23 protein-coding genes and 2 pseudogenes are annotated in these 23,391 nt (G+C 39.5%); 5 read left to right on the top strand and 20 right to left on the bottom strand.

Features of this window, described 5'->3' with window-relative positions:
- Positions 1–3: 3 nt before the first annotated feature.
- The 7 genes from EJF25_RS03120 to EJF25_RS24795 all read right to left on the bottom strand — a co-directional run bounded on the left by EJF25_RS03120 (position 4) and on the right by EJF25_RS24795 (position 6,817).
- Positions 4–2,001, bottom strand: a complete 1,998-nt coding sequence (locus EJF25_RS03120; protein WP_160119362.1) for an AAA family ATPase — start codon at positions 1,999–2,001, stop codon at positions 4–6.
- A gap of 274 nt (positions 2,002–2,275) precedes the next feature.
- The gene (locus EJF25_RS03125) at positions 2,276–2,638 is read right to left on the bottom strand and encodes a hypothetical protein (protein ID WP_125040007.1); all 363 of its coding nucleotides are present in this window, start codon (positions 2,636–2,638) and stop codon (positions 2,276–2,278) included.
- A gap of 22 nt (positions 2,639–2,660) precedes the next feature.
- Entirely contained in the window at positions 2,661–3,443 is a 783-nt protein-coding gene (locus tag EJF25_RS03130) for a hypothetical protein (protein ID WP_125040008.1), read from the bottom strand.
- Positions 3,444–3,460: 17 nt separating this feature from the next.
- Complete coding sequence (locus EJF25_RS03135) at positions 3,461–3,856, bottom strand: hypothetical protein (protein WP_125040009.1); 396 nt, start codon at positions 3,854–3,856, stop codon at positions 3,461–3,463.
- A 308-nt stretch (positions 3,857–4,164) separates the two neighbouring features.
- Positions 4,165–5,367, bottom strand: a complete 1,203-nt coding sequence (locus EJF25_RS03140) for a tyrosine-type recombinase/integrase (protein WP_125040010.1) — start codon at positions 5,365–5,367, stop codon at positions 4,165–4,167.
- Between the two features lie 4 nt (positions 5,368–5,371).
- Positions 5,372–6,088: a hypothetical protein gene (locus EJF25_RS03145; protein WP_125040011.1), complete on the bottom strand. Its 717-nt coding sequence runs from the start codon at positions 6,086–6,088 to the stop codon at positions 5,372–5,374.
- A 12-nt stretch (positions 6,089–6,100) separates the two neighbouring features.
- Positions 6,101–6,817, bottom strand: coding sequence for a hypothetical protein (locus tag EJF25_RS24795; RefSeq protein WP_160119363.1), 717 nt, complete (start codon positions 6,815–6,817; stop codon positions 6,101–6,103).
- A gap of 313 nt (positions 6,818–7,130) precedes the next feature.
- Between EJF25_RS24795 and EJF25_RS03160 the strand changes: the two genes are divergently transcribed.
- Both EJF25_RS03160 and EJF25_RS25370 read left to right on the top strand, forming a co-directional pair.
- A complete protein-coding gene (locus tag EJF25_RS03160; protein ID WP_125040013.1) occupies positions 7,131–7,442 on the top strand; it encodes a helix-turn-helix domain-containing protein in 312 nt (103 codons plus the stop codon).
- Between the two features lie 34 nt (positions 7,443–7,476).
- A pseudogene (locus tag EJF25_RS25370) lies at positions 7,477–7,783 on the top strand (helix-turn-helix domain-containing protein).
- A gap of 415 nt (positions 7,784–8,198) precedes the next feature.
- Here EJF25_RS25370 and EJF25_RS03170 read toward each other — a convergent pair.
- From EJF25_RS03170 to EJF25_RS03185, 3 genes are all read right to left on the bottom strand, one after another.
- Positions 8,199–8,591, bottom strand: a complete 393-nt coding sequence (locus EJF25_RS03170) for a hypothetical protein (protein WP_125040014.1) — start codon at positions 8,589–8,591, stop codon at positions 8,199–8,201.
- A 33-nt stretch (positions 8,592–8,624) separates the two neighbouring features.
- The gene (locus EJF25_RS03175) at positions 8,625–9,170 is read right to left on the bottom strand and encodes a sigma-70 family RNA polymerase sigma factor (RefSeq protein WP_125040015.1); all 546 of its coding nucleotides are present in this window, start codon (positions 9,168–9,170) and stop codon (positions 8,625–8,627) included.
- A 459-nt stretch (positions 9,171–9,629) separates the two neighbouring features.
- Positions 9,630–9,902, bottom strand: a complete 273-nt coding sequence (locus EJF25_RS03185) for a hypothetical protein (protein WP_125040017.1) — start codon at positions 9,900–9,902, stop codon at positions 9,630–9,632.
- Between the two features lie 556 nt (positions 9,903–10,458).
- Between EJF25_RS03185 and EJF25_RS03190 the strand changes: the two genes are divergently transcribed.
- Both EJF25_RS03190 and EJF25_RS03195 read left to right on the top strand, forming a co-directional pair.
- Entirely contained in the window at positions 10,459–11,022 is a 564-nt protein-coding gene (locus tag EJF25_RS03190; RefSeq protein ID WP_125040018.1) for a Crp/Fnr family transcriptional regulator, read from the top strand.
- Between the two features lie 98 nt (positions 11,023–11,120).
- Positions 11,121–12,275 carry an acyltransferase family protein gene (locus tag EJF25_RS03195; RefSeq protein WP_125040019.1) on the top strand — a complete coding sequence of 385 codons (1,155 nt, stop codon included), beginning with the start codon at positions 11,121–11,123 and terminating at the stop codon, positions 12,273–12,275.
- Between the two features lie 388 nt (positions 12,276–12,663).
- Here the strand turns inward: EJF25_RS03195 and EJF25_RS03200 are convergent, their stop codons facing one another.
- The 4 genes from EJF25_RS03200 to EJF25_RS03215 all read right to left on the bottom strand — a co-directional run bounded on the left by EJF25_RS03200 (position 12,664) and on the right by EJF25_RS03215 (position 16,708).
- A complete protein-coding gene (locus EJF25_RS03200; RefSeq protein WP_125040020.1) occupies positions 12,664–13,842 on the bottom strand; it encodes a cation:proton antiporter family protein in 1,179 nt (392 codons plus the stop codon).
- A gap of 139 nt (positions 13,843–13,981) precedes the next feature.
- The gene (lepA, locus tag EJF25_RS03205; RefSeq protein ID WP_077154016.1) at positions 13,982–15,763 is read right to left on the bottom strand and encodes a translation elongation factor 4; all 1,782 of its coding nucleotides are present in this window, start codon (positions 15,761–15,763) and stop codon (positions 13,982–13,984) included.
- Positions 15,764–15,892: 129 nt separating this feature from the next.
- The gene (locus EJF25_RS03210; protein ID WP_077154015.1) at positions 15,893–16,093 is read right to left on the bottom strand and encodes a winged helix-turn-helix domain-containing protein; all 201 of its coding nucleotides are present in this window, start codon (positions 16,091–16,093) and stop codon (positions 15,893–15,895) included.
- A gap of 156 nt (positions 16,094–16,249) precedes the next feature.
- Complete coding sequence (locus EJF25_RS03215) at positions 16,250–16,708, bottom strand: C-GCAxxG-C-C family protein (protein WP_125040021.1); 459 nt, start codon at positions 16,706–16,708, stop codon at positions 16,250–16,252.
- Positions 16,709–16,781: 73 nt separating this feature from the next.
- Here EJF25_RS03215 and EJF25_RS03220 point away from each other — a divergent pair, with 73 nt between their 5' ends.
- A complete protein-coding gene (locus tag EJF25_RS03220) occupies positions 16,782–17,189 on the top strand; it encodes a secondary thiamine-phosphate synthase enzyme YjbQ (RefSeq protein WP_125040022.1) in 408 nt (135 codons plus the stop codon).
- A gap of 8 nt (positions 17,190–17,197) precedes the next feature.
- Here the strand turns inward: EJF25_RS03220 and EJF25_RS03225 are convergent, their stop codons facing one another.
- The 6 genes and pseudogenes from EJF25_RS03225 to EJF25_RS26505 all read right to left on the bottom strand — a co-directional run.
- Entirely contained in the window at positions 17,198–17,962 is a 765-nt protein-coding gene (locus EJF25_RS03225) for an exodeoxyribonuclease III (protein ID WP_125040356.1), read from the bottom strand.
- A 24-nt stretch (positions 17,963–17,986) separates the two neighbouring features.
- Positions 17,987–19,240: an Nramp family divalent metal transporter gene (locus EJF25_RS03230; RefSeq protein ID WP_125040023.1), complete on the bottom strand. Its 1,254-nt coding sequence runs from the start codon at positions 19,238–19,240 to the stop codon at positions 17,987–17,989.
- 213 nt (positions 19,241–19,453) lie between these two features.
- Positions 19,454–19,699: a TIGR03905 family TSCPD domain-containing protein gene (locus EJF25_RS03235; RefSeq protein WP_125040024.1), complete on the bottom strand. Its 246-nt coding sequence runs from the start codon at positions 19,697–19,699 to the stop codon at positions 19,454–19,456.
- 7 nt (positions 19,700–19,706) lie between these two features.
- Positions 19,707–20,444, bottom strand: coding sequence for a YebC/PmpR family DNA-binding transcriptional regulator (locus tag EJF25_RS03240; protein ID WP_125040025.1), 738 nt, complete (start codon positions 20,442–20,444; stop codon positions 19,707–19,709).
- A gap of 36 nt (positions 20,445–20,480) precedes the next feature.
- The gene (gene pheT, locus EJF25_RS03245) at positions 20,481–22,943 is read right to left on the bottom strand and encodes a phenylalanine--tRNA ligase subunit beta (protein ID WP_125040026.1); all 2,463 of its coding nucleotides are present in this window, start codon (positions 22,941–22,943) and stop codon (positions 20,481–20,483) included.
- 300 nt (positions 22,944–23,243) lie between these two features.
- Positions 23,244–23,381, bottom strand: a pseudogene (locus tag EJF25_RS26505) (hypothetical protein); the annotation flags it as partial.
- Positions 23,382–23,391: the final 10 nt, after the last annotated feature.

Here is a 23,391-nt window from a genome sequence, read left to right on the forward strand (position 1 = left end):
AATCTACTTCTCAATTTGTTCCTGAATAACGCTAATAGCTTGGCCTATGCTTTCCACGGAATTGTCCAAATATACCAAAGCCTTATCTCCATATTCAGACAATATATTTTTCTCGATGTTTTCTTTGGACTGATCTATATTTATTATAGTATTAAATCCTTTATACCCTTTTATCGCTTTAGGGAGTTTTCCATTGTCTTCAACAGACAACACAGCCATAATATTTGTGTATTTATTAAGCCTATATAATTCATTTATCATTTTTAAAAGAAACCTTTCTGTATCATTCACTTTATCTGCATTTGCTACATACAATACAGTCGGAGATATTTGTTTAGCCTTTGCAATCACTTCATTAATTTTCGTATAGGCATCAAACAAGTTTTCAGAAACCAGATCCCAAAAGTCCAACTCCAAAACTTCGTAATTATATTGTCTGGCAAAAGCATAAATAAATGTTCTTTTTCCAGCTCCTTTTTTACCTTCAATGATAATATTTAAGAGTGAAGGGCGTTGAGATATAATATTACCACTTAATTGTTTGCAAATTTTAGAATACAGTTCTTCTATATTACTTTTAGCGTCATCAATCCCTATCAACTCATTCCATTTTATAGTGGGTTTATTAACATCAATGCCTCTTAATGAAGTAGGGGTTATGACTTTTAAAGCTGCATGAAAATCCTCGTTAGCCAGCCGGATAGTGTCGGAAGGAGTATTCAATGACATTTTCCCGGTTTTGTCATCCACAGTGATATGTTTTCTTATCGCGTTCATTACCGATTCCCTATACAGAAGAGATAAATCAGCTCCTGAATATCCGTTGGTCAGTTCGCTAAGCAACTGCAAAAAAGAATTATCCACATTGTTGAACAATTCATCTTTTTCCAATTTCACATATTTGGTCAGTATATCGTATCTGGCAGACACGTTAGGCAACGGAACTTCAAATTCCAAATCAAAACGCCCCGGTCTGCGTAAAGCCGGATCAATGGCATTCAAACGGTTGGTAGCTCCTATGACAAATACTTTGTTATTGCTATTCATACCATCCATTAAATTAAGTAATGTCGCAACAATGGACACTTGATATTCTGCACTATCGTCGCTTCTTTTTGATGTAACAGAGTCTATTTCATCAATGAAGATAATGCAATTGCCTTTGGCTTCCGCTTCCTCAAATTTTTCCCTTAAGCGTTGTTCTCCCACTCCTACATATTTTGACATCAGTTCGGGCCCTTCGATCGTTATAAACGAAGAACCCATTGAGTAGGCGACCGCTCTTGCTATCATGGTCTTTCCGTTACCCGGAGGACCATACATAAGCATACCTTTAGGGGACTTGATACCAAATCTTTGCAATAATTCCGGATTGTTTATTGGAATTTGGATTATTTCCCGCAATTTGTTTATCACATCTTTCAGTCCGCCTATTTGCGAAAAATCGATAGATTTCTGGCGGTTTTCTGGTAATCCGATAAAATGTATTTTGGAATCTTCTGTCAATCTATACAATGAATTTTTCTTCTCTGACTTTGGATATATGCTTTCTATCTCGCCCATTGTTACTTTTTTGGTAATAGGCTTGATATAAATCATTTGTGAAGCGAAGCAAATGCGCGAAGATGATCTTACGTTTGATTCCGCTCTCTCGATTTCATCGTCTGCCCAATTTTTTACGGCTTCCGAGTCTAACTGAATAGTTATAGAATCAGCCGGAATTGCTGTATCATATTCAACCAAAGAAACCTCTACTTTTGTTTTGACACCAATCAACCATGTCTTATGCACCAATTCCTTTGGCATCCATAAATACCCTTCTCCTAAGTTGACATTTGGGTTTATAGTTTCCAGTTTGGCATAGAAAACAAAATGACTCAATACATCTTTGCATTCAACTTTTACATATGTCAATTCATGTATTTCTCCTTTATTACCTGACAATTCAAATTTATCATGTGCAGAAACCCAAACATTCATATCCAATTTAGGAAATCCCATAGTGTTTTCCGCACCGAAACATTTCAAACCCAATTCCATTGCAACTTATATTATTTGTTTATATTTATTGATATTCACCAAACAAGTTTGCAACCAAGCTAAACCTGTTTTCAGAACCGAGTCCAATATTCTCTCATTGCATTACCACGATCAGAATCTACTGGACAACTTATGTAGAAGTAACTCCATCTTTTTTAAAACTATCCAATTCCATATTGTAAGTCTATAAATGGATAAACGAGGCGATGTTCCGCCTCGTTATATACTTAATATCTTAGCATCCTTTTTCCATATTTGCAAGGAACGTTTGTAACCAAGCCAAACCCGTAGCCTGCACCATTTGTCCTGCTGTGGCAACAGCTTGTGCTAATGAAGCTGGAGATGCCTCCAAAAATTCATAGTCACCTGTAGAATGATTAGGACAACCATATTTCCACTTATAAACATGTTGGGTAGCTCCACATTTTTTACAATAATAAAATGCGTTTTCTCCCATGTATATATCTCCATTACAATTATTGTTATGGTGAGACCAATATGCATGAGGCGTATTGTTCCCACGATCCACACATACAGGACAACTTATATAGAGTTCAAAATATGTAACTCCATTTTTCTCAAAACTATTTAATGCCATATTATTTCAATCTATAAATTTACTATTTATTCATTACAAATTTTGCGTCAATCGCTTCTTGTGATATGTCCGGACACATTTTTGCTACTTCCGGTAAATAATTCTCAACGACAGAAATTATCAGTTTGGCAGGCATAGGTTCATCATAAACTTCCATAAAAGCCATGAATAATCTTTTATACCCATCAACGACATTTCCCCTTTTATGAGATGTAAAAATTACTTCTTCACCGGATTTTTCAAATTCTTTATTCTCTTCTTTTGTGTTATGGTCTGCAAGCATATAAGCAGTAAATCCTTCTATTACAGCTTTCTTTTTTTCTTCAAGCGTCAATTCTTCTATAGATTTTATTTTTCCTACATATTTGGACACTGCTTGCATTATATCCACAACGGTAGTAGCTTGTCTATTCAGAGACACCATTATAGGGATAAAATATTTGTCCACTTCATCATAAGGTATATCAGAACATCTTCCTCCATACCATTCAAGTAAATCGTTCAAGAAATACTCCACTGCTTTATTAAATACTTCTTTATCATCAAATTCTGTTTGAAAAAACAGAGCAGATGCTTGCAACTGGACTTCTGCCATAAACGATTCTAACGTAGGCGGATTCTTTTCATCATCGTGTAAATCGCGCGAAGTCTTAATGCCAGTCTGTGTAATGTTTACTTGTTCTTGGTTACTATTAGCCATCATCAAGAATACCTCTAAACGTTCAAGGGCAATAATAGCACGGTGGAAAACATCATCCAATCCCTTTTTACGTACTTGTACGTTAGTTTGAGTCTGCTTTGACATAATTAATAAGATTAAAGTTATTCTGTTTTACGATTGGTTTCATTTGGCTCACTCTGCCTTCTTCCGACTTTAAACACATCCTGTAATGACTGTAAATAGGTAACCAAATCTTTTGCTTCACATAATTGCCCAACCATTGAAACTGCAAACTGATAATCAAGCATTCTATATCCTCCTGTAGCTTCTTCTTGAGTGCCTACTTTCATTGTATGTGTTTCTTCGTTGACCAGCCATTGGTCAACGGATTTACTTTCATTATTGGCTACACAAGAAATAACCCAATTATTGGTATTGAGAATTAATTCTCCATTTTCAATACCATCGTAAATCCAAATCTCTTTATTTACACTTTCTCCATCTTGCAATTCATCAAGTTTAGTTGGACTGATGAACTCTAATTTTACTTCTTCCATACGATTTAATTACGTGTTAATGATTTATAAATAAAATATCCTCCATATTATGGATACAACTTATATCAATTGTTTCCATTAAATACCATATCCGTTTCCTTGTGAGAAACGGATATAATATTTAATTACCTGACTATCAGTTTAATATACATCTATTCAAGGTAAATTGATTAAGCAAGACATGTTTTTTTTTATAAACTGTGAAAATTATTATATTCCAATGGTTTACCATTCGGGATTTTTCGCTATCTTTGTAACCATATCCGTTTCTCACAAGGAAACGGATATAATTGCGTAACAACATTCCTTTACAAGTCCTTAATTATCAATTCATTTGCTTTATCAATAACAGAAGTGTCAATCGATGCTAAATATATTTGTGTAGTGGCTATGGAATCATGACCGAGAGCATCCGAAATAACATTAATAGGCACATTTTTCGACTTGGCAATGGTTGCCCAAGCATGGCGCGCTACATATGTCGTAAGTGGAATCGGCAGTTTTACCATATTTGCAATGAGTTTCAAGGAATTGTTTATACGGCGCAATGCGGTTTCGTACTGTTTACGTTCATTACGGTTGGAACGGGTTATAATAGGAAGCAGATAAGGCAAGTCTTTGCTTGAATAACGGTCAATCAGTTCTTTGATTGGCTTTATGATTTTAATATGAAGCACTTGACTTGTCTTATGTCGCCGGTAAGTCAGTATGCTGTTCTGAATGTCTGTCTTTTTCAGGAATGCCGCGTCAATGAATGACATTCCCCTGCAAAAGAAAAGAAACAAGAATATGTCGCGAGCAAATTCAAGACTGGAGTTTAGTGAAAGGTCAAGGTCTCTGATTCGCTTGATGTCACTGATTAATATTGCCCGTTTGAGTGTCTTCTCCATTCCGGTAAATACCGTGCGGAAAGGTTTTCGGTCTTTGGTCAGTTCTTGTTCAACAGCACGGTTATAAACCGCCCGAAGAATACGCGTATAAAAAGATATGGAATTAGGAGTAAGACCAGCCGATTTCAAGTATGCCTGATAGTCCTCCATTGTAATCTGATCTATTGCTTCTATCGGGATGTCCTCGTTATTTCTAAACCGCTTGAAACTACCCAATGCGGCGCGATAGTTCTTGGCAGTGCCGGTATGTTTCAATTGCTGTAGTCGCACAATGACACTCTCCAAGAACGTGAAAAAGGAAACCTCTTTTCCACTATTTTGGAACTCCCTAATTATATCATCGGAAGAATAATCATGTCTTGAACGATCGAATGCTTCTATAATTCTGTTTAGCTTGTTCACCTCTCTCTCCAACCTTTGGTTTATCAGTTGAATAATGGCAGTTCGTTCATTATTCGGTGTCACAACAAGCCTTGACTGTTTTTCATCCCATTCGCAGGGAAACACTTTGTATTCTGTTGCAATTTGCCTGACGATACGGTAACAAGTTACAAAATAGACAATAGTGCCGGGACGGCCTTTGACCGTCGACGGGCGAAACTTTATTTTCACGCTTGCCATACTTTTAAGGTTTTAAAGGTTTGTTCTTGATTGAGTCGGCTTTGTCCTCCTGTTCCCTTGTCGCCTGCTCTTTCAGACGCGCCTGCTCAATGAGGGCGGCCTGCCTGCGTACCGCCTCCTTGTAAGTTTCCACGTCCTTGTGCATCCGGTTTATCTTCCCGTTATCCCGGTTGAGTTCAAAGAGGTTTTCCAGTCCGGCGATGCTTTCGGGCGATGCTTCGCCCTTCATCCTGATGTAACGGTACTTCAGGTCGTTGTCGGTACGGTCGTAATCCTGTCTCCTCTCGAAATAGAGTGCCGAGGCTAACAAGGCTATCAGAAGGACGATACCGGTAACGATCACCCAGTCCCATCTGTTCTCAAGTGCGAACGAGTGCCGGGTCTCGTTGATATTGTGCCGGACACTTGCCACGTCCGTCTTTCGGGTGGCCTGCTCCAGCAGTTGTCTGATTTCCCCGAAATCCGGCTGCTCCCTCCGGGCAATCCTGTCTATCCGGTTGTTCATCACGTTCAGGCAGTCCGTAATGCCCCGGGCGAACTTCGCCAATTCAGCCTCCATGCGTTCATAGTTACGGTGGTTACCTTCCTCGATTAAAACCTTGATGGAAGTAATATCCATGTTGTTGGTGTTGTTACTGCCGCTTTGCGGTGCCTGCCGGCTTTTGCTGATGGTCAGCAGTTCTTCCAGCATGGCGATGATGGTTCCTGCATTTTCTTTCATCTTGATTGCTTTTTAAGTTGTTGTTAAATTCTGAATCCCTTGTTCTTCTTCTTCCGTTGCATCAGCCGGCGGAACTCTGCTTCCTCCGGACCCTCGGCACAGGATGAAGGGGTAAGGTCTAACAGTCCCGGCGAACCGCTGATGAACTCCCCGCCACCGCTTGAAACCGGGCTCATGCCTTGCCGGTGGGACTGCGCCTGCCGTTCCTCCGGACTGTTCCATGCTTGCAGGTTCGTCAGGAATGGGGGCAATAGTTTCTGCAACCATTTCCTGCGCCACTTCTGTTCTGGACTTTGACGACGGCTTTCCTATTCCCATCGCCTGCATCAGTTTCCCGTCACTGAATTCCTGTCTCTTTCTCATACTTGTCAGTCTTTGAATGGTTAATACTTTGGTCAATGTATGCTTACATGACCTTCTGTCGCTTGCAAAGGAAGTATGCATTGTATTCAATCGCAACTGATTGGATGCAGGTTGGTAATTATGTGTCGTGTTGCTTCTTGGAGCATTTGGTATATGGCGACGCTTTCCCGGTTCTGCCGGTGTCGAACGGGCGAGCATGAGGACGGGGCGGAAGGAATTATGGTTCAGGCATAGGAATGGAACGGTTGTTACCGGCTTTCCGACAGTGGAAAGGTGGTCATGTGGCCGATCGCTTCCGACCGTTACCGGATGCATGGAAACCGGTCTGTCGGCCTGTCGGATAAATCCGGCAATGGAAGATACCACTGCCAGAAGGCCGGAAAGATGCGTTCATGGATGCTGTAATCCCTCCGGCGGGGGCCTCATATTTTATCATGTTATCATGTTCTTATGTTATTCTGAAATCGGGAGTACAAAACCGGCAGGCGGTCTGAAAACGTTTCATTCCATGTCTTTACTGACAGTGGGAAGCCATTGCAGGGATACGTGGACCGGACATATGCTACCTTCTAGTGTCATAAGCTGCCACCTGCCCGGAAATATTTGGAATATCGGTTGGAAGGGCTTTATATTAGCGGCATGAAAAGGAATCATGTATAACCCGAATGATGTGAGGCTTATGGAAATTATTTGTTTTAAGAGGAAGGCGTTCGAGGAGTTCGCCATGAAAATCGAGCGGTTCATCCGGCTGGTATCGGACCTGCCGTACCTGAAGGACGCGGGTAAGACGAATGAGTGGCTTGATCACTGCGATGTCTGCCGGAAGTTGAAAATCAGCAAGCGCACCTTGCAGACCCTGCGTGACAACGGCACGCTCGCCTATACCAAGATAGGCAACCGTACCTATTACCTGCCGGAAGACGTGGAGCGTGTCGTCATGAAGGTTGAGGACAGACACAGGGAAGCCCGGTACAGGGGGCGGGAGATTTGAAGGAAAACGATTGTGTCACTAAAACCGAAGAACCATGTACAACGAATTGAAGACAAGGGATGACGTGCGGATGTAGTCCTCCACGAGCGTATTGACCGACTGTAGGTGACGACTGACGGCATTTCCAAAGACGGGGGATTTTGCCAAAAGAGGACGGATATTTGTGCGACAAGGAAGTGGCGTACCTGCTGAAAGTCAGCCGCAGGACACTGGGCGAGTACCGGAGCAACGGCACGCTTCCCTACTATGTCCTTGGCGGGAAGGTCCTGTACAAGTGGAGCGAGAACGGGCAAGTGTTGGACCGGGGCTACCGGAGTACGTGCAGGATGCAGGGTGGCTGAAATTTCGGGACCGTAATTCAAACCTTGTCAGTTTTTAATCTGTCAGGCAAACTATAATTCCGATTTGTTTGATAAATGATTGAATATCATTTTTTCTTCAAAGCTAAAAGCTACCGCAAAAAGAAAAACTGAGGATTGACAAGGTTTTAATTACGGTCTCCGGTCTCCAAATTTCTATTTTGGGGAAGAGTAATTTGAGGGGAAGCATTACCGGTCATCATGACGTATAAAGGTACTTCGTTATACTCTTTGTATGGGATACACACTTATATATTAAGGTAACAAGGGCTTTGAGGGAGAGGGAATAATCATAAAGGCTGCTTTTGTAACGGGCAATTCCTCTATACAAAAGGCTGTCCAGTCAGTGTGCCGTTACCACCGCCGGATAGCCCTTGTACGTATGTATGCCTCCCGTTTATCTGAGTATCGGGTTCGAAAGCAGTATCTTGTAATAGACCACGCCTCCGATTTCCATCGGTGTCTTCGCCATCATGAACTGCACGCTCTTCCTGTCCACCTTCGCCTGCTGCATGAGCCTGTGCACGATGAACCCTGCCGAGAACCTTGCACACCGTTTGTCCTTCCATACGATGAAGCCTTCGTTGCCGTCAGCCCGGCAGATGTACCAGTCACCCGTCTTGTCGTCGTGGGCGAAGTTCACCCGTCCGCCGCCGAGTATCCCCAGCTCGATTGACATAGTCTTTAACAGATAGACAGTTCCCCTGCTGTCCAGGTTGATGGTCCGCTTGCCCTTGTATGTGACTTCCTGCGGACGCGAGTTCTCCTTGTTATATACTATCAGTGCCATAATTATCTGTTTTTTATCGTTGAACAATCCTCTTCAATACATGAAGCTCTCCACCACCAGCATCTGGCTTCTCCATGTGAAGCTGCTGTGGGTCCGTACCGCATCCATAATCCTGCATACTTTCTGCGATATGCCCATGCATTCCGCCAGTGCCTTGAACGAGAATTGCGCCTCATAGAACCGGAGCATGAACATACGGCATTCCTCGTAGGAGAACTTCTGACGGATGAAACGCAGGATGTCCTTCACCAGCCTCTCGCAGCCGTTCAGGTCGTCTTCCGAGATGAACTTCGCCTCCTCGCCGCATCTGAGGAAGAAATCGTCCTCGGGATGGGTGTATCTGTTCTCCTTCTTTACTTTCACCAGTGCCACCTTTCTGTAACATCCGATGAAATACGGCTCATAGTCGGCAATGTCCTTTCCAGATGTCATAACTTGTTTTCTCACGAACAGATAGGTGTCGCGGAAATTGTCTTCGTCCAATGCACCGTATTTTCTTACCGAGGCTCTTAACTTGTTGTAGGATTTTGTGAACCACTCGTTGAACAGTCTTTCCTTTTCTGTGCTCTTGTCTGCCATACCTTATAATTTTAAGTCGTTATACATGGCCTACGTGTGTAGGCATTCTTATTTTTTGTGCCTTATGCTGTTCGTTTTTCGGCGGTCTCCGGCAAGGCTTGCCGTTAAAAACACTCTTACGCGCCAGCGTAAGGAAGATTTTTTAACGGGCAACCAGCCCGCAAGGCCGCCTTGCGAGACTGGCTTGAAAAACAACTTTCTTGGCCCAAGAAATGAGGATGACTTCCGGTCTGTGTCCTGTATCTGACCGAATTATGTGTTTACGGTATTCTGACGTTGTCCGTATGTGTATCGGACTCTCCGGAAACGGATTGTACGGCATGGCCGTTCGGTATGTGTTTTTTGCTTTCCGGCACCGGTATGGGGATACACACGCTCACAAGGGGCAGGGAACGAGCTGCACTACAACCCCCGTCCACATGTAATGCAAAGGGAGCTGGAGAGTCTTCTGAATCCTCCTCACGCCCGTCCCTGCGCTTTCGGAGCGTTTTTCTGGCAGAAAATTTCACCATACGGAAATTTTCTGCCGGAAACCGAAGGGAAAACACGCAGACCCGCAGGGACGAACGAACTTTGATGAGGAAGGGGAAACTTCAGCTGGTATGGTAAATTCATTTGGTCGGATGGCCTCACAGATTTCCTTCTCCATCTTTTCCGACTTACGGGACAGGATTTCCATGCCATTGCTCCGGTGGATAATGGCGGTTCCACCATGATCGGGAATTTTCTCACTTTACTGCCGTTTCAGGAGTTAAAGAACCGTCCTCCCTGACAATATCTGTGCCTGTTGAAAAAGAAAAATCAAAGGTATTTTGCACGTTCCGTAAAAAATCGTATCTTTACATAAAGTGAGTTGTACATTAGCGCAATTAATGCAAGTATGTAGAAATCAGAACGGTTGCCAACTCGTTACCTCGTTTTTTAATTAGTTGCGTAAACTTTTTATTCTTAGCGGATTATGTGATTCTTCCAAAAATACAAATTATATTTAAACAATCAACTGATAAAAATAGTTACTCTAGTAAAATAAATAGTTATCTAACTATTGTTATTAATAGATATTTATCTCACCTTATTATAATAACAAAATTAGGACAACCTTGTGGTCTATTATTTATTATTCCGTATCTACTTCTTGGAGAATCATCTTTCTATCCATTAAGCTATTTATTCTGCATCAACAGTTCATACCTTTATTTCTATATATATCTATGAATTTAAAATAGATAATTTTTAGGAATTAATAAAATTACGTAAGTTTGCAAGTAGAATAACGAAATCCCCCTCAATGAAAAATATCATCGACAAAATCAGACAAGTCTACCCAGTTTCCGATGAAGCACTTCAGGCATTGCAAGCGAGTATGCAGGTAAAGTATTACTCCAAAAACACTTATATAGTACAGTCGGGAGTAACAGACCAACTAGTTTATTTCATTGAAGAAGGAGTTACTCGTTCTGTTTTTCATCATAATGGACAAGACACCACTACTTGGTTCAGTCAAGAAGGTGACATTACTTTCGGTATGGATTCATTATATTACAAACAGCCGTCAGTAGAGAGTATTGAAACTCTTTCGGATTGCAAAATCTATGTCATCCATATAGACAAGCTGAATGTTCTTTACGAAACATATATTGATATAGCCAACTGGGGGAGAATACTGCATCAGAACGTAAATAAGGAACTTAGCCACATGTTTGTAGAAAGACTCCAGCTTTCACCTAAAGAACGATATGAACAGTTTAATCGGCGTTACCCTGGGCTGGTAAATCGAGTGAAGCTGAAATATGTAGCGGCTTTCCTAGGTATTTCTATTTATACACTCAGCCGGGTACGTGCCAAAAAATAGATATTTATTGGTCTTTTTTTGCTTTTAAGCAAAAGAACTTCATTTTGTAAGCCGTATCTTTGCCATCTGAAAATATTAACTAAAATAATAAAAAACAGATGTCAAGTATTTCTTCAGCAGCTTTTACAGATACCAAGCCGCATTATGATCTTCTAGACGGACTTCGTGGTGTAGCCGCACTTATGGTTATATGGTACCATATATTCGAAGGCTACGCTTTTGCCAGTGGCAGTGGTACTATTGAAGGCTTCAATCACGGATATTTAGCAGTGGATTTTTTCTTTATCCTTTCAGGCTTTGTTATCGGTTACGCATATGATGATCGCTGGGGGAAAAATTTTACAATGAAAGATTTCTTTAAGCGCCGTTTGATACGTCTTCATCCTATGGTAGTCATGGGGGCCGTTCTAGGGGCTATTACATTCTATATCCAGGGTTGCGTGCAATGGGACGGAACACATATTGGCATATCAATGGTCATGCTATCTCTCCTTTGTACCATATTTTTCATTCCTGCGATGCCTGGTGTAGGTTACGAAGTTCGCGGCAATGGTGAAATGTTTCCATTAAACGGACCTTGTTGGTCGTTGTTCTTTGAGTATATAGGAAATATTCTTTATGCTATATTTATTCGTCGCTTGTCAAATAAGGCGCTGACTGCACTTGTAGTATTATTAGGAATAGCATTGGCATTATTCGCAATCCTCGATGTCTCAGGTTATGGAAACATAGGGGTAGGTTGGACTTTGGATGGTATAAACTTTGTAGGTGGACTATTGAGAATGCTTTTCCCTTTCTCTATGGGTATGCTCTTATCACGTAATTTCAAGCCTATCAAAGTAAGAGGTGCTTTTTGGATGTGTACAATTATATTAATTCTTTTATTCGCAGTACCTTATTTAGAAGGTACAGATCCCATTTGTACAAATGGGATTTATGAAGCATTTTGCATTATCATAGCTTTCCCTATTCTTCTCTGGCTGGGAGCGTCGGGTACCACCACAGACAAGAAATCAACTAAGATATGTAAGTTCCTGGGAGATATATCATATCCAATCTATGTGATACATTATCCATTCATGTATTTATTCTATGCATGGTTGATTAAAAATCAACTTTTCACCCTCGAAGAGACTTGGCAAGTTGCATTGTGCATTTATGCATGGAATATATTATTAGCTTATCTATGCTTGAAACTATACGATGAACCAATAAGAAGATATTTGGCTAAACGCTTCTTAAATAAGAAATAATAAACTAAACGAGACTGAACTCACTTTTTTGAAATGCACTTCAAAGTTAAATAGAAACTTTTGAGGTGCATTTTTTTTGTGAGATAGCCTCGTTTTGGATCAAGTATAAATCTTTGTTGGAATTAAAATAAACGCATTTTAAATTTTATATGGTATGTAAAAACAGTGACGGTATATGTTTATGATAGTGACGGTATGTGGTTACGATACTGTCACTATACCTACGGGATACCGTTACTATATTTAATAGAAGAAAAATCACCAACCAGGATTTACGCTTAATCCCTCGTTTTCTCTATATTCATTTTTATACTTTTCTCTGAAGAACAATTCTTTAAACAAGATTAATCAACAATTGAAAAAGCAATTATTTGCAATAACAGTTTTTTTAATTAGAATAACTCCTTAAAGCAAGATTTTTCACCCAAAGAACGAATATTCCTGTCAAAATTAAATTGAGCACCAAAGTTAGAACTGAAATAACCAGCGCTGGGCCACCTAAATTATATCCTAAAGCGATAAATATAATCCCTGCCCCAACTTCACCACGAGTAAACATACCAATAGACAGCGCAAGTCTTTCACTCAATTTACGATCACGATAGAAGAACATCGGACAAAGTTTTCCCATATTAGAAAGGAAGGATACGATCACTACATGAAACAAAATCATTCCCCATGACATCATTTCCTGTGAACCTGTAACCGAATAAGTACCAGTATGTGTTTCTGCAAAGTTCACTCCGATAAAATGGGGCATACTCATTCCTACCAAAAACATAAAAAAGAAAGAAACTCCAGAAGATACTTTCCGCTCTACTGGGGTATCATGTTCCCTATGCTTCATAATCATACCCAATACAAATGCCGGCAACAACACTTCAATATGAATGCTTCCTTCTTCACCGTATAGTTGTTTACTACCAAGATAAAGCAACTGTGTAGCCAGAAAAATAAGTACCGAATAAAATAGAATTGCTTTCCAATCCTGGCGCCAATCATATTTATTCAACTGTCTCCAACCAATTGCCAAAAGCCAAAATACAATCACTACTACAATAATCAACTGCCAACGCAATCCGATCATCATAATCTGAAGCGGAATCATCAAAATAATAGTGTCCAAGTCGTCGAAAATAGCCAGTACCTGAATTTTCTTATAAATCCAACTTGACTTTAACCCGATAGCGGCCAGCATAGTAAACAAAATACCTGCCGACGTAGGTGCAGCAAAACGGCTTAGCAATAGATTTTCTTTCCAAGCCTCCCAACTATTCCAATATTCGGGTGGAAGCAATACGAAAACGTAATAGATTGCAATCATGAACCAAGGCAAAGCCGCAGTAGCCATCGCTATAAAATAATCCTGCGCATAACTTTTCCAATGGGACTTATCGAGAACAAACTCCCGACCTACATTAATCATTATAAAACTAAGACATACATAGAGTAGCACATTCGCTACTAGCTTGACGGTTCCATAACCGTTACCTGCCAACATAGGCAAAAATTGTGAAATAACGAGTCCCAATATCAGGAAACCCGAAAAAGACAGAACTTTTCTCATATTTATAAATATATTTTTAATCTTAGTGATTGCCCGGGAAAGCTCTGTAGACAGAGAGCAATCACCTGGTATATAAGAAACTAACCGCAAAACGATTTGTTCAGAAAGAGACTCTGAAAAATCATTTTGCGGCAGTATCTTAATCCAGCTTCAGTACAGCGAGGAAGGCTTTTTGAGGCACCTCCACGTTACCAATTTGTTTCATTCGTTTTTTTCCTTTTTTCTGTTTTTCAAGCAACTTTCGCTTACGGCTTACGTCACCACCGTAACATTTTGCCGTTACGTCCTTACGAACTGCTTTAATCGTCTCACGTGCTATAATCTTAGCACCAATAGCCGCTTGAATAGCTATATCAAACTGCTGACGAGGAATCAACTCTTTCAACTTCTCACACATCCGGCGACCCATATCATACGCATTATCAAAATGGATCAATGTAGAAAGTGCATCCACTGGCTCACCATTCAACATGATATCCAGTTTTACAAGTTTTGAAGGACGGAAGCCATCCGGATGATAATCAAATGAAGCATATCCTTTTGAAATACTCTTCAATCGATCATAGAAATCAATAACGATTTCTCCCAAAGGCATATTATAAAATATTTCTACCCGGTTGCCCGAAATATATTCTTGCTTGATTAACTCACCACGCTTGCCTAAACAAAGCGTCATAATAGGACCGATATAATCGGTAGTCGTTATAATAGAAGCTTTAATATATGGCTCTTCAATATGATCAATTAAAGTCGGATCGGGCATACCTCCGGGATTGTGCACTTCCTTCACTTCTCCCTGTTTATCATAGATCATATAAGAAACATTCGGAACAGTCGTAATTACATTCATATTGAACTCACGATCGAGACGTTCCTGCACAATCTCCATATGGAGCAATCCCAAGAAACCGCAACGAAAACCAAACCCTAACGCCAATGACGATTCCGGTTGAAAAGTTAAAGAAGCGTCGTTCAATTGTAATTTCTCTAACGAAGCACGCAAGTCTTCGAACTCTTCGGCTTCAATCGGGTATACTCCGGCAAATACCATAGGCTTTACTTCTTCAAAGCCTGCAATAGCTTTGCTGCAAGGACGAGCCACATGTGTAATCGTATCTCCTACTTTCACCTCTTTTGAAGTCTTGATTCCGGAAATGATATACCCCACATCGCCTGTACGAAGTTCCTTACGTGGAACCATCTCCATCTTCAGTACCCCTACTTCATCTGCCACATACTCCTTACCTGTATTGAAGAACTTCACTTTGTCCCCCGCACGGATTACTCCGTTCTCGATCTTGAAATAGGCAATAATCCCACGGAAAGAGTTAAATACAGAGTCAAAAATTAATGCTTGTAACGGAGCTTCTTCATCTCCTTCTGGATGAGGAATACGTTCGATTACGGCCGTCAAGATTTCTTCAACCCCCATCCCCGTTTTTCCGGATGCACGGATAATCTCTTCCCGTTTGCATCCCAGCAGTTCGACAATTTCGTCTTCCACTTCCTCGGGCATGGCACTTGCCATATCGCATTTATTAATAATAGGAATAATCTCAAGATCATGTTCTATAGCCATATACAGGTTAGAGATAGTCTGCGCCTGTACACCCTGCGAAGCATCTACAATCAGTAACGCACCTTCACAAGCAGCAATGGAACGAGATACTTCATACGAAAAGTCCACATGTCCCGGAGTATCAATCAGATTAAGGATATACTTTTCGCCTTTATAGGTATATTCCATTTGGATAGCATGGCTCTTGATCGTGATACCTCTTTCTTTCTCCAAGTCCATATCATCAAGCATCTGCCCTGTTGTTACCTGAATTGTATTGGTAAATTCCAGCAAACGGTCTGCTAAAGTCGATTTACCATGGTCTATATGAGCAATAATGCAAAAGTTTCGTATTTTCTTCATACGGAATTCTAATTTATTTTATCTTTTTCGGTGTGCAAAGATACGTAAATGGTGGAATATAAAAAAATGCGTTGATAACATTATAACAATGTACCAACGCATTTTTTATTGCATAAGTGAGATACTCGCTTAGATCAATTTGATGAAAAGTTCACCTTCAACTTCCTCTACAGAAAGTTTGTCTTCTCTTAATAACCAGCCAAGACCAAGGAACAAGTCTTTATCAACCAATTTTGTTGCCTTTTTCAACTGTTTGGCAGTCATTCCTTCAGTTCCATTCAGTGCATTCCAGATATTACCTGCAATTTCACCTGCTTTTTCTTTCAACATTTGCTTTGAAAATTTTAGTTATACATGCTATTAAATCAACAATTCAAAAGAACTATCAGATTTTATATCGACAGCAAAGATAGTTATTTTTATGTTATATAACACTTTATCTACTGTTTTTTTGTTATTTTTGTAATAAAAACAGCTTTTCTATCCTTATTTTGGATGTTTTTCAAGATACTCTACCCAAATTCTAGCAGCTTCTTCTACCATTTTTGCGCATGGACGTTTGGTATAGTATTGAGTAGTGCGTTCTTCAGGAGTAGATACAATAGGTTCTTTCTTCTTCAATCCTAACAACTCTCCACAAATTAGTGAGCCATTACGTTTCTTAAATTCAGCTGCTAACTCCTGTACTACAGCATAATTTGCCGCTTTTCCTTGACGATCTGTTGCTTCCGTAGCACCTGTTTCCAATCCTGCCACCAGAAATAACCCGCAAGCAGCTCCACAGGTTTCCCTCATTCTTCCGATTCCTCCGCCAAAAGAAGCAGCCATACGTAACGCTTGTCCCTGAGTAAAACCATACATATCAGCAAAAGCAGCTACAACAGATTGCGAACAATTATACCCACTTTTAAAAAGCTCCACAGCCTTTTGTATTCTATCTTCCATTTCTATTTCTTTTATTTTTATGCAAAGGTATAAAAAAGTATCTTTGTAGCTGTTTTATAAATTAAAGAAAGTGATGGCTACAACATTCGATATTCAGTTACCTCATTATTCACGCGGATTTCACTTGATTACGAGCGATATAATCGCTCAACTCCCCGCTTTACCAGAAAACGGATTACTCGTAGTGTTTATCAAGCATACCTCTGCCGGACTAACAATCAATGAAAATGCAGATCCGGCCGTTCGACAAGATTTCCAGACTTTTTTTAATAAATTGGTACCAGACGGTGCTCCCTACTTTATTCACATCAATGAAGGGCCAGACGATATGAGTGCACATTTAAAGGCTTCTCTTATTGGAAGCTCTGTCACCATACCCATCAAAAATCATCGACTAAACCTAGGAACGTGGCAAGGTGTCTACCTTTGCGAATTTCGCGATGGAGGAGACACCCGCAAATTAAGTATCACCATCTTATAATTTTCTGTTTAACATTCTATTTCAAGCGTCATTGGACAATGGTCGGAATGTACAGCTCCATTCAAAATACATGCACTTTTCAACATCGCACCTACCGGCTCACTAACCATGCAATAGTCAATTCTCCAACCTTTATTCTTGGCACGTGAGTTAAAACGATAGCTCCACCAAGTATACTCCTGTTTTTCAGGATAAAGTAAACGGAAAGAGTCTATAAAACCTGTTGAAAGAAAACGTGTCATCCATTCCCTTTCCTCAGGGAGGAAACCGCTATTAGTTGCATTTCGAATTGGATCATGAATATCAATCGGTTCATGACAAATATTATAATCACCACAAAGAATCAGGTTCGGGCGAGATTTCTGTAATTCCATTACATACTTTTGAAAGTCTTCTAGCCAAACCATTTTGAAAGCTTGCCGTTCGTCTCCACTTGTTCCCGAAGGATGATAAACACTAACTACTGACAAATCTCCAAAATCCGCACGAATGAAACGTCCTTCATTATCATAGACCTCGATTCCCATACCATATTCAACATGGTCCGGCTCCTGCTTTGTTAGAATAGCTACACCACTATATCCTTTTTTCTGTGCGGAATACAAATAAGATTTATATCCTAACGCTTCAAATACTTCACCTGGATACTGGTCCGGCTGTAGTTTTGTCTCCTGCAGACAAATAACATCTGGATTCTCTTGTGCCAACCATTCCGGTAAACCTTTGGAAACAGCAGCACGAAGCCCGTTCACATTATACGTAATAATCTTCATCATCTTTTATTATTTATGTCCATTTTATGATAATAATAGCATGATATTCAATATTGAAACAATTACCGCAATAGTGTAAAGTACAAAAGTACTCCAACGACTATTCACATAATTTCCCATTACTTTTCGGGAAGATGTCAGTCCAACCTGTAAGAATACGGTAAAAGGCAATTGTATACTAAGTACCATTTGCGAAATGATCAATCCCTTAAAAGGATCTCCAATAAAGAAAATCAGCAGCAAAGCAATCCCCAAAGACAAAAGAACTCCCACCTGTGAGTGACTATCTTTGATATGATAGGATTCGCCAAAAATACCAGCAAAAATAGACCCTGCCGCCATTCCACTTGTTATAGTGGATGAGATACCTGCCATCAAAAGAGCTAACGCAAACACAACCGCAGCATTACTACCTAATAATGGTTCAAGTAAAAATTTAGCCTGTTGCAGTTCTTCCACCTGAATACCACTTTTAAAGAAAGTTGCAGCCGCCAATAAAATCATGGCACTATTAATGGCCCAGCCTACAATCATCGAAAAAAGTGTGTCAAATAGTTCATATTTCAGCACCTTCTTAATAGAAGAATCATCCTGCTTATTATATTCATGACTTTGTATTACTTCCGAGTGCAAAAAAAGATTATGAGGCATGACTACAGCTCCCAGTACACTCATGATAATCAACATACTTCCTTTTGGAAAAGATGGAGTCACCCAACCCTCCATTGCCATCGGCCAGTCTATCTTTACTAAAAACAGCTCATAAATAAACGATAGTCCGATCACAGAAACAAATGCAATAATCGAACGTTCGATCTTTTTATAAGAGTTTGTAAAGAGCATAATAGAAACAAACAGAGTTGTTAATATCGCTCCCCAAATAATTGGAATATCAAATAGCATTTCGAGGGCGATAGCTCCTCCCAAAATCTCAGCCAATGAAGTAGATATAGACGCCAGAACTGCAGTACCAAGTATCGGACGGGATACCCATTTGGGTGTGTATTTAGTTGCTGCCTCCGAAAGACAAAGCCCAGTAACAATACCCAAGTGAGCTACATTATGCTGAAGAATAATCAACATGATCGTAGATAAAGTTACCACCCAGAGCAACGAATAACCAAATTCAGAACCCGCGGCAAAGTTAGACGCCCAGTTACCCGGATCAATAAATCCTACAGTTACCAAAAGTCCGGGACCGATATATTTAAAAAGATCCAATCCACCCAAATATCGTTTATGGTCTTTGCGTTTTAAGTCTCGAAAGATATTTTTCATTATTGCATAATAGTTTATTGAATACAAATGTACTTATAAATAACGAGTAAAAATCACTTTTGGTTCAAAATACCTACAAATAGGAAGTGGACAACAAGCAAAAAATAAAAAAGCACGGATTACACAAAGAACACGATTCTTACATTAATTAAGATCGTAGAATTCTGTGTAATCCGTACCTAAAATATTTTCAAACAGAGGACAAACAGTCAATCAATATCCCATTTCATGCAATGCATGACACAATTGATCAGGACACGAAGTTGTTTTACTTCCACAACTTACTCCTTCCAGTTTCCGAATAACATCCTCAACTTTCATTCCTCTAATCAGTCGAGAAATACCCTGAAGATTGCCGTTACATCCACCCCAAAAGGTTACCTCTTTCACAATACCATCTTCCACATTCAGCTCGATACTTGTGCTACACGTACCTTTTGTCTTATATACATATTCCATAACTAGTTTATTCTTCTCCTTCTTCCGGACGCATATTAGTATAAACAGTTTGTACGTCATCAAATTCTTCCAGACGTTCCACCATTTTATCCAAAGTTTCGCGTTGCTCGGGAGTTACGTCCTTCAAGTCATTCGGAATATAAGTAAAATCTCCACCGACATCCTCGAAACCAGTTTCCTCCAGATGTCTCTGAATAGCAGCATAGCTTTTAGGATCTCCGTAAATAGTAATTGTTCCTTCTTCTTCATCTTCTTCGTACTCATCCTCCACATCATAATCAATCAGATCAAGAATCAGTTCTTCCATGTCTATTCCCTCCTTCTTCTTGAAAGTAAACATACATTTATGATCGAACAAAAATGCCAAAGATCCCATCGTACCCAGATTACCGCCAAATTTATTGAAAACAGAACGAACATCAGCTACTGTACGTGTAGCATTATCGGTCAATGTATCTACAAATACAGCAACTCCATGAGGACCGTATCCTTCATAAGTCATACTCTTGTAATCACTCTGATCTTTACCCATTGCATTTTTAATAGCACGATCGATATTATCTTTCGGCATATTCTCACGTTTTGCATTCGCGATAATGGCACGCAGAGTAGGATTGTTTTCTGGTTCCGGACCACCAGCTTTTACAGCAATAGCAATCTGCTTACCTATTTTTGTAAATGTACGAGCCATATGGCCCCATCTTTTCAGTTTAGCGGCTTTTCTATATTCAAATGCTCTTCCCATTGGTTTATATTTTTAATTATATAATTTATTTTAGTATTATCTTAATTTTGCATTCAATTTATCTTCCAGGTTTTTCACAAGTTTCGACATAATCTTATCGATCATCTTATCATTCAAAGTCTGGCTTTCATCTTGAAGCAAGAAGCTGACTGCATACGATTTCTTTCCAATTTCCAGATTCTTACCTTCATATACATCAAAGAGTTCTATTTCTTTCAACAACTTCTTTTCTGTTTCATAAGCTATCTTCTCGATTTCAGCAAACTGTACACTCTTGTCAATCAACAGTGCCAAGTCACGTTTCACAGCCGGGAACTTTGAAATCTCTTTATAGCTAACTTTCACTGAACGGATTGCTTTCAATAGTTCACCCCAATTCAGGTCAGCATAATACACTTCATTGTCAATATCAAATGCCTTCAACAGTTTCTTAGTAATGATACCGAAAGAAGCGAGACGTTTTCCCCCTTTGGTATTTACAGAAAGCGCAGTAGCATAAATATCATCCGTCAAATTACCGACTACTAAATTGTGTAAATCTAATCCCAAACGTTTCAGTATATTTTCAACATAAGCTTTCAATTCATATACAGATGAATTTTCATCAGGATGTACCCATGAATTTGAAACTTTCTTTCCTGTAACCCACAATCCCAAATGATAATCTTCTGAATACGCTGCTAATATTTTTTCCGGATTCTTCTTGTCTGCATCAAAATGATAACAATTACCGAATTCAAAAAACTTCAGATCAGCATTCTTACGATTGGCATTATGAGCAATGCTTTCCAATCCACCAAACAATAATGTTTGACGCATACCATTCAGATCTGCACTCAACGGATTCATCAACATGACCAGACGATTGGAAGGATAAGTTTCCAGTCCGTCATAATAGGCTGCACGAGTCAGCGAGTTATTCAATATTTCATTAAATCCACATCCGACTAACTGTTCAGCAATCAGATTCTGCAATTTATTAGACTTATCATGCTCTCCTTTTGTGGTAAGACTAGACTTCAATGTAGTTGGAATCTCTACATTATTATATCCGTAAACACGAAGAATATCTTCTATCACGTCACAATCACGTTGTACATCCACACGATAAGGTGGCACAGCTAGAGTTAGTCCTTCAGTAGTTTCTTTAGTTATTTTCATTTCCAGGCTAGTCACAATACTTTTAATCGTTTCTACCGGAATCACTTTACCAACTAATGCATGTACTTTCTCATAAGCAAGTTCTACTACAAAATCCTGAGCAGGGGCAATACATACATCTTTAATTTCAGATGAAACTGTACCACCAGCTAACTCTTTCACCATCAAAGCAGCTAACTTCAAACAGTAGATAACACTATTCGGATCAATACCACGTTCAAAACGGAAAGATGCATCTGTATTTAATCCATGACGACGAGCTGTTTTACGTACCCATGTTGGATGAAAATAAGCACTCTCGATAAATACATCGGTAGTTGTTTCTGTAGAGCCAGAATCAAGCCCACCGAAAACACCGGCTATGCACATGGCTTCTTCCTTATTACAGATCATCAAATCGCGTTCGTTCAGCTTACGTTCTACTTCATCCAATGTTACGAATGGAGTACCTTCAGGCATTGTCTTTACAATAACTTCATTACCTTTAATCTTTCCGGCGTCAAAACAGTGTAATGGTTGGCCAAAAGCATGAACAATATAATTAGTTATATCTACCACATTATTTATAGGGCGCAAACCAATAAGACGAAGTTTATTTTGCAACCATTCCGGACTTTCCTTTACTGTCACACCTTTCACAGTTACTCCTGCATAATGAGGGCATGCTTCACTATTCTCTACTTTCACTTCAATATCCAAGTCATGGTTATCTACTTTAAAAGCATCTACCGACGGACGTTGCAAAGTAGCTTGTTTGCCATTCTGAACAAGATAAGCATACAAGTCACGAGCTACACCATAATGTGAACACGCATCGGCACGATTGGGAGTAATATCTACTTCAAGTATATAATCACTCTTAATATTATAATAATCCTTAGCAAGTGTACCCGGAATAGCTTCTGCTGGCAATACAATGATTCCTGCATGATCGGTTCCAATACCAATCTCATCTTCCGCACAAATCATACCTATAGATTCCACACCGCGGATTTTTGATTTCTTAATCGTAAAACATTCGTCACCATCATAAAGCTTTGTACCTAAAGTAGCAACCACTACTTTCTGTCCGGCAGCTACATTGGGAGCACCGCAAACAATCTGAACAGGTTCTCCGTCTCCCAAATTGACAGTAGTAACATGTAAGTGGTCTGAATTAGGATGTTCAACACATGTCAGCACTTCACCGATCACTAGTCCTTCCAAACCACCTTTAATAGTTTGTACTTCTTCCACTCCACCTGTTTCCAAGCCGATAGAAGTAAGTGCAGCAGCCGTTTCATCAGGCGACAGGTCAAAATTGACATACTCTTTCAGCCAGTTATAAGAGATATTCATATAATTAAATTTTTATTGTTTCTCAAAAAGATTCGCAAAGTTAATAAGATTTTTTGGTTGGTAGTGAAGGATTTGAAAGAAAAATGCAAAAGGAAGTCATCCTGTACCATTAAAGATGATGAGGGTGAATCAAAGTCTGACACACTCTCATCATAGTATCAGAACGATGTCATCATACCAATGAAATTATGATATCATTTTTTGTTCTTATGTTTGTAATATGAAATAACCTTATATCTAGAGGAACAACACAATAATTATCTATCATTCCTGCTAAATTAAGTATAAGAACCGATCCTCCTATATGTTCTTGAAAGTATTCCTGTTTAAAACATATGTTTTTCCATTCTTCTTGCCATAAAATCCAATATACGCCTGTTTGTTTACAATATAAACGACAGACATATAATCAGAAGTTTCACTTATATTATAATACGAGACATAATTA

This window comes from Bacteroides faecalis (assembly GCF_003865075.1).
Lineage (GTDB): Bacteria > Bacteroidota > Bacteroidia > Bacteroidales > Bacteroidaceae > Bacteroides > Bacteroides faecalis.

Excerpts from the sequence above, each read along its gene's own strand:
- EJF25_RS03140 (WP_125040010.1), bottom strand. The coding sequence starts at position 5,367 with ATGGCAAGCGTGAAAATAAAGTTTCGCCCGTCGACGGTCAAAGGCCGT.
- EJF25_RS03175 (WP_125040015.1), bottom strand. The coding sequence starts at position 9,170 with ATGGCAGACAAGAGCACAGAAAAGGAAAGACTGTTCAACGAGTGGTTC.
- pheT (WP_125040026.1), bottom strand. The coding sequence starts at position 22,943 with ATGAATATCTCTTATAACTGGCTGAAAGAGTATGTCAATTTTGACCTG.
- EJF25_RS03240 (WP_125040025.1), bottom strand. The coding sequence starts at position 20,444 with ATGGGAAGAGCATTTGAATATAGAAAAGCCGCTAAACTGAAAAGATGG.
- EJF25_RS03220 (WP_125040022.1), top strand. The coding sequence starts at position 16,782 with ATGGCTACAACATTCGATATTCAGTTACCTCATTATTCACGCGGATTT.
- EJF25_RS03160 (WP_125040013.1), top strand. The coding sequence starts at position 7,131 with ATGGAAATTATTTGTTTTAAGAGGAAGGCGTTCGAGGAGTTCGCCATG.
- EJF25_RS03135 (WP_125040009.1), bottom strand. The coding sequence starts at position 3,856 with ATGGAAGAAGTAAAATTAGAGTTCATCAGTCCAACTAAACTTGATGAA.
- EJF25_RS03125 (WP_125040007.1), bottom strand. The coding sequence starts at position 2,638 with ATGGCATTAAATAGTTTTGAGAAAAATGGAGTTACATATTTTGAACTC.
- EJF25_RS03225 (WP_125040356.1), bottom strand. The coding sequence starts at position 17,962 with ATGAAGATTATTACGTATAATGTGAACGGGCTTCGTGCTGCTGTTTCC.
- EJF25_RS03200 (WP_125040020.1), bottom strand. The coding sequence starts at position 13,842 with ATGAGAAAAGTTCTGTCTTTTTCGGGTTTCCTGATATTGGGACTCGTT.
- EJF25_RS03210 (WP_077154015.1), bottom strand. The coding sequence starts at position 16,093 with ATGTTGAAAGAAAAAGCAGGTGAAATTGCAGGTAATATCTGGAATGCA.
- EJF25_RS03215 (WP_125040021.1), bottom strand. The coding sequence starts at position 16,708 with ATGGAAGATAGAATACAAAAGGCTGTGGAGCTTTTTAAAAGTGGGTAT.
- EJF25_RS03120 (WP_160119362.1), bottom strand. The coding sequence starts at position 2,001 with ATGGGATTTCCTAAATTGGATATGAATGTTTGGGTTTCTGCACATGAT.
- EJF25_RS03145 (WP_125040011.1), bottom strand. The coding sequence starts at position 6,088 with ATGAAAGAAAATGCAGGAACCATCATCGCCATGCTGGAAGAACTGCTG.
- EJF25_RS03195 (WP_125040019.1), top strand. The coding sequence starts at position 11,121 with ATGTCAAGTATTTCTTCAGCAGCTTTTACAGATACCAAGCCGCATTAT.
- lepA (WP_077154016.1), bottom strand. The coding sequence starts at position 15,763 with ATGAAGAAAATACGAAACTTTTGCATTATTGCTCATATAGACCATGGT.
- EJF25_RS03190 (WP_125040018.1), top strand. The coding sequence starts at position 10,459 with ATGAAAAATATCATCGACAAAATCAGACAAGTCTACCCAGTTTCCGAT.
- EJF25_RS03130 (WP_125040008.1), bottom strand. The coding sequence starts at position 3,443 with ATGTCAAAGCAGACTCAAACTAACGTACAAGTACGTAAAAAGGGATTG.
- EJF25_RS03170 (WP_125040014.1), bottom strand. The coding sequence starts at position 8,591 with ATGGCACTGATAGTATATAACAAGGAGAACTCGCGTCCGCAGGAAGTC.
- EJF25_RS03230 (WP_125040023.1), bottom strand. The coding sequence starts at position 19,240 with ATGAAAAATATCTTTCGAGACTTAAAACGCAAAGACCATAAACGATAT.
- EJF25_RS03235 (WP_125040024.1), bottom strand. The coding sequence starts at position 19,699 with ATGGAATATGTATATAAGACAAAAGGTACGTGTAGCACAAGTATCGAG.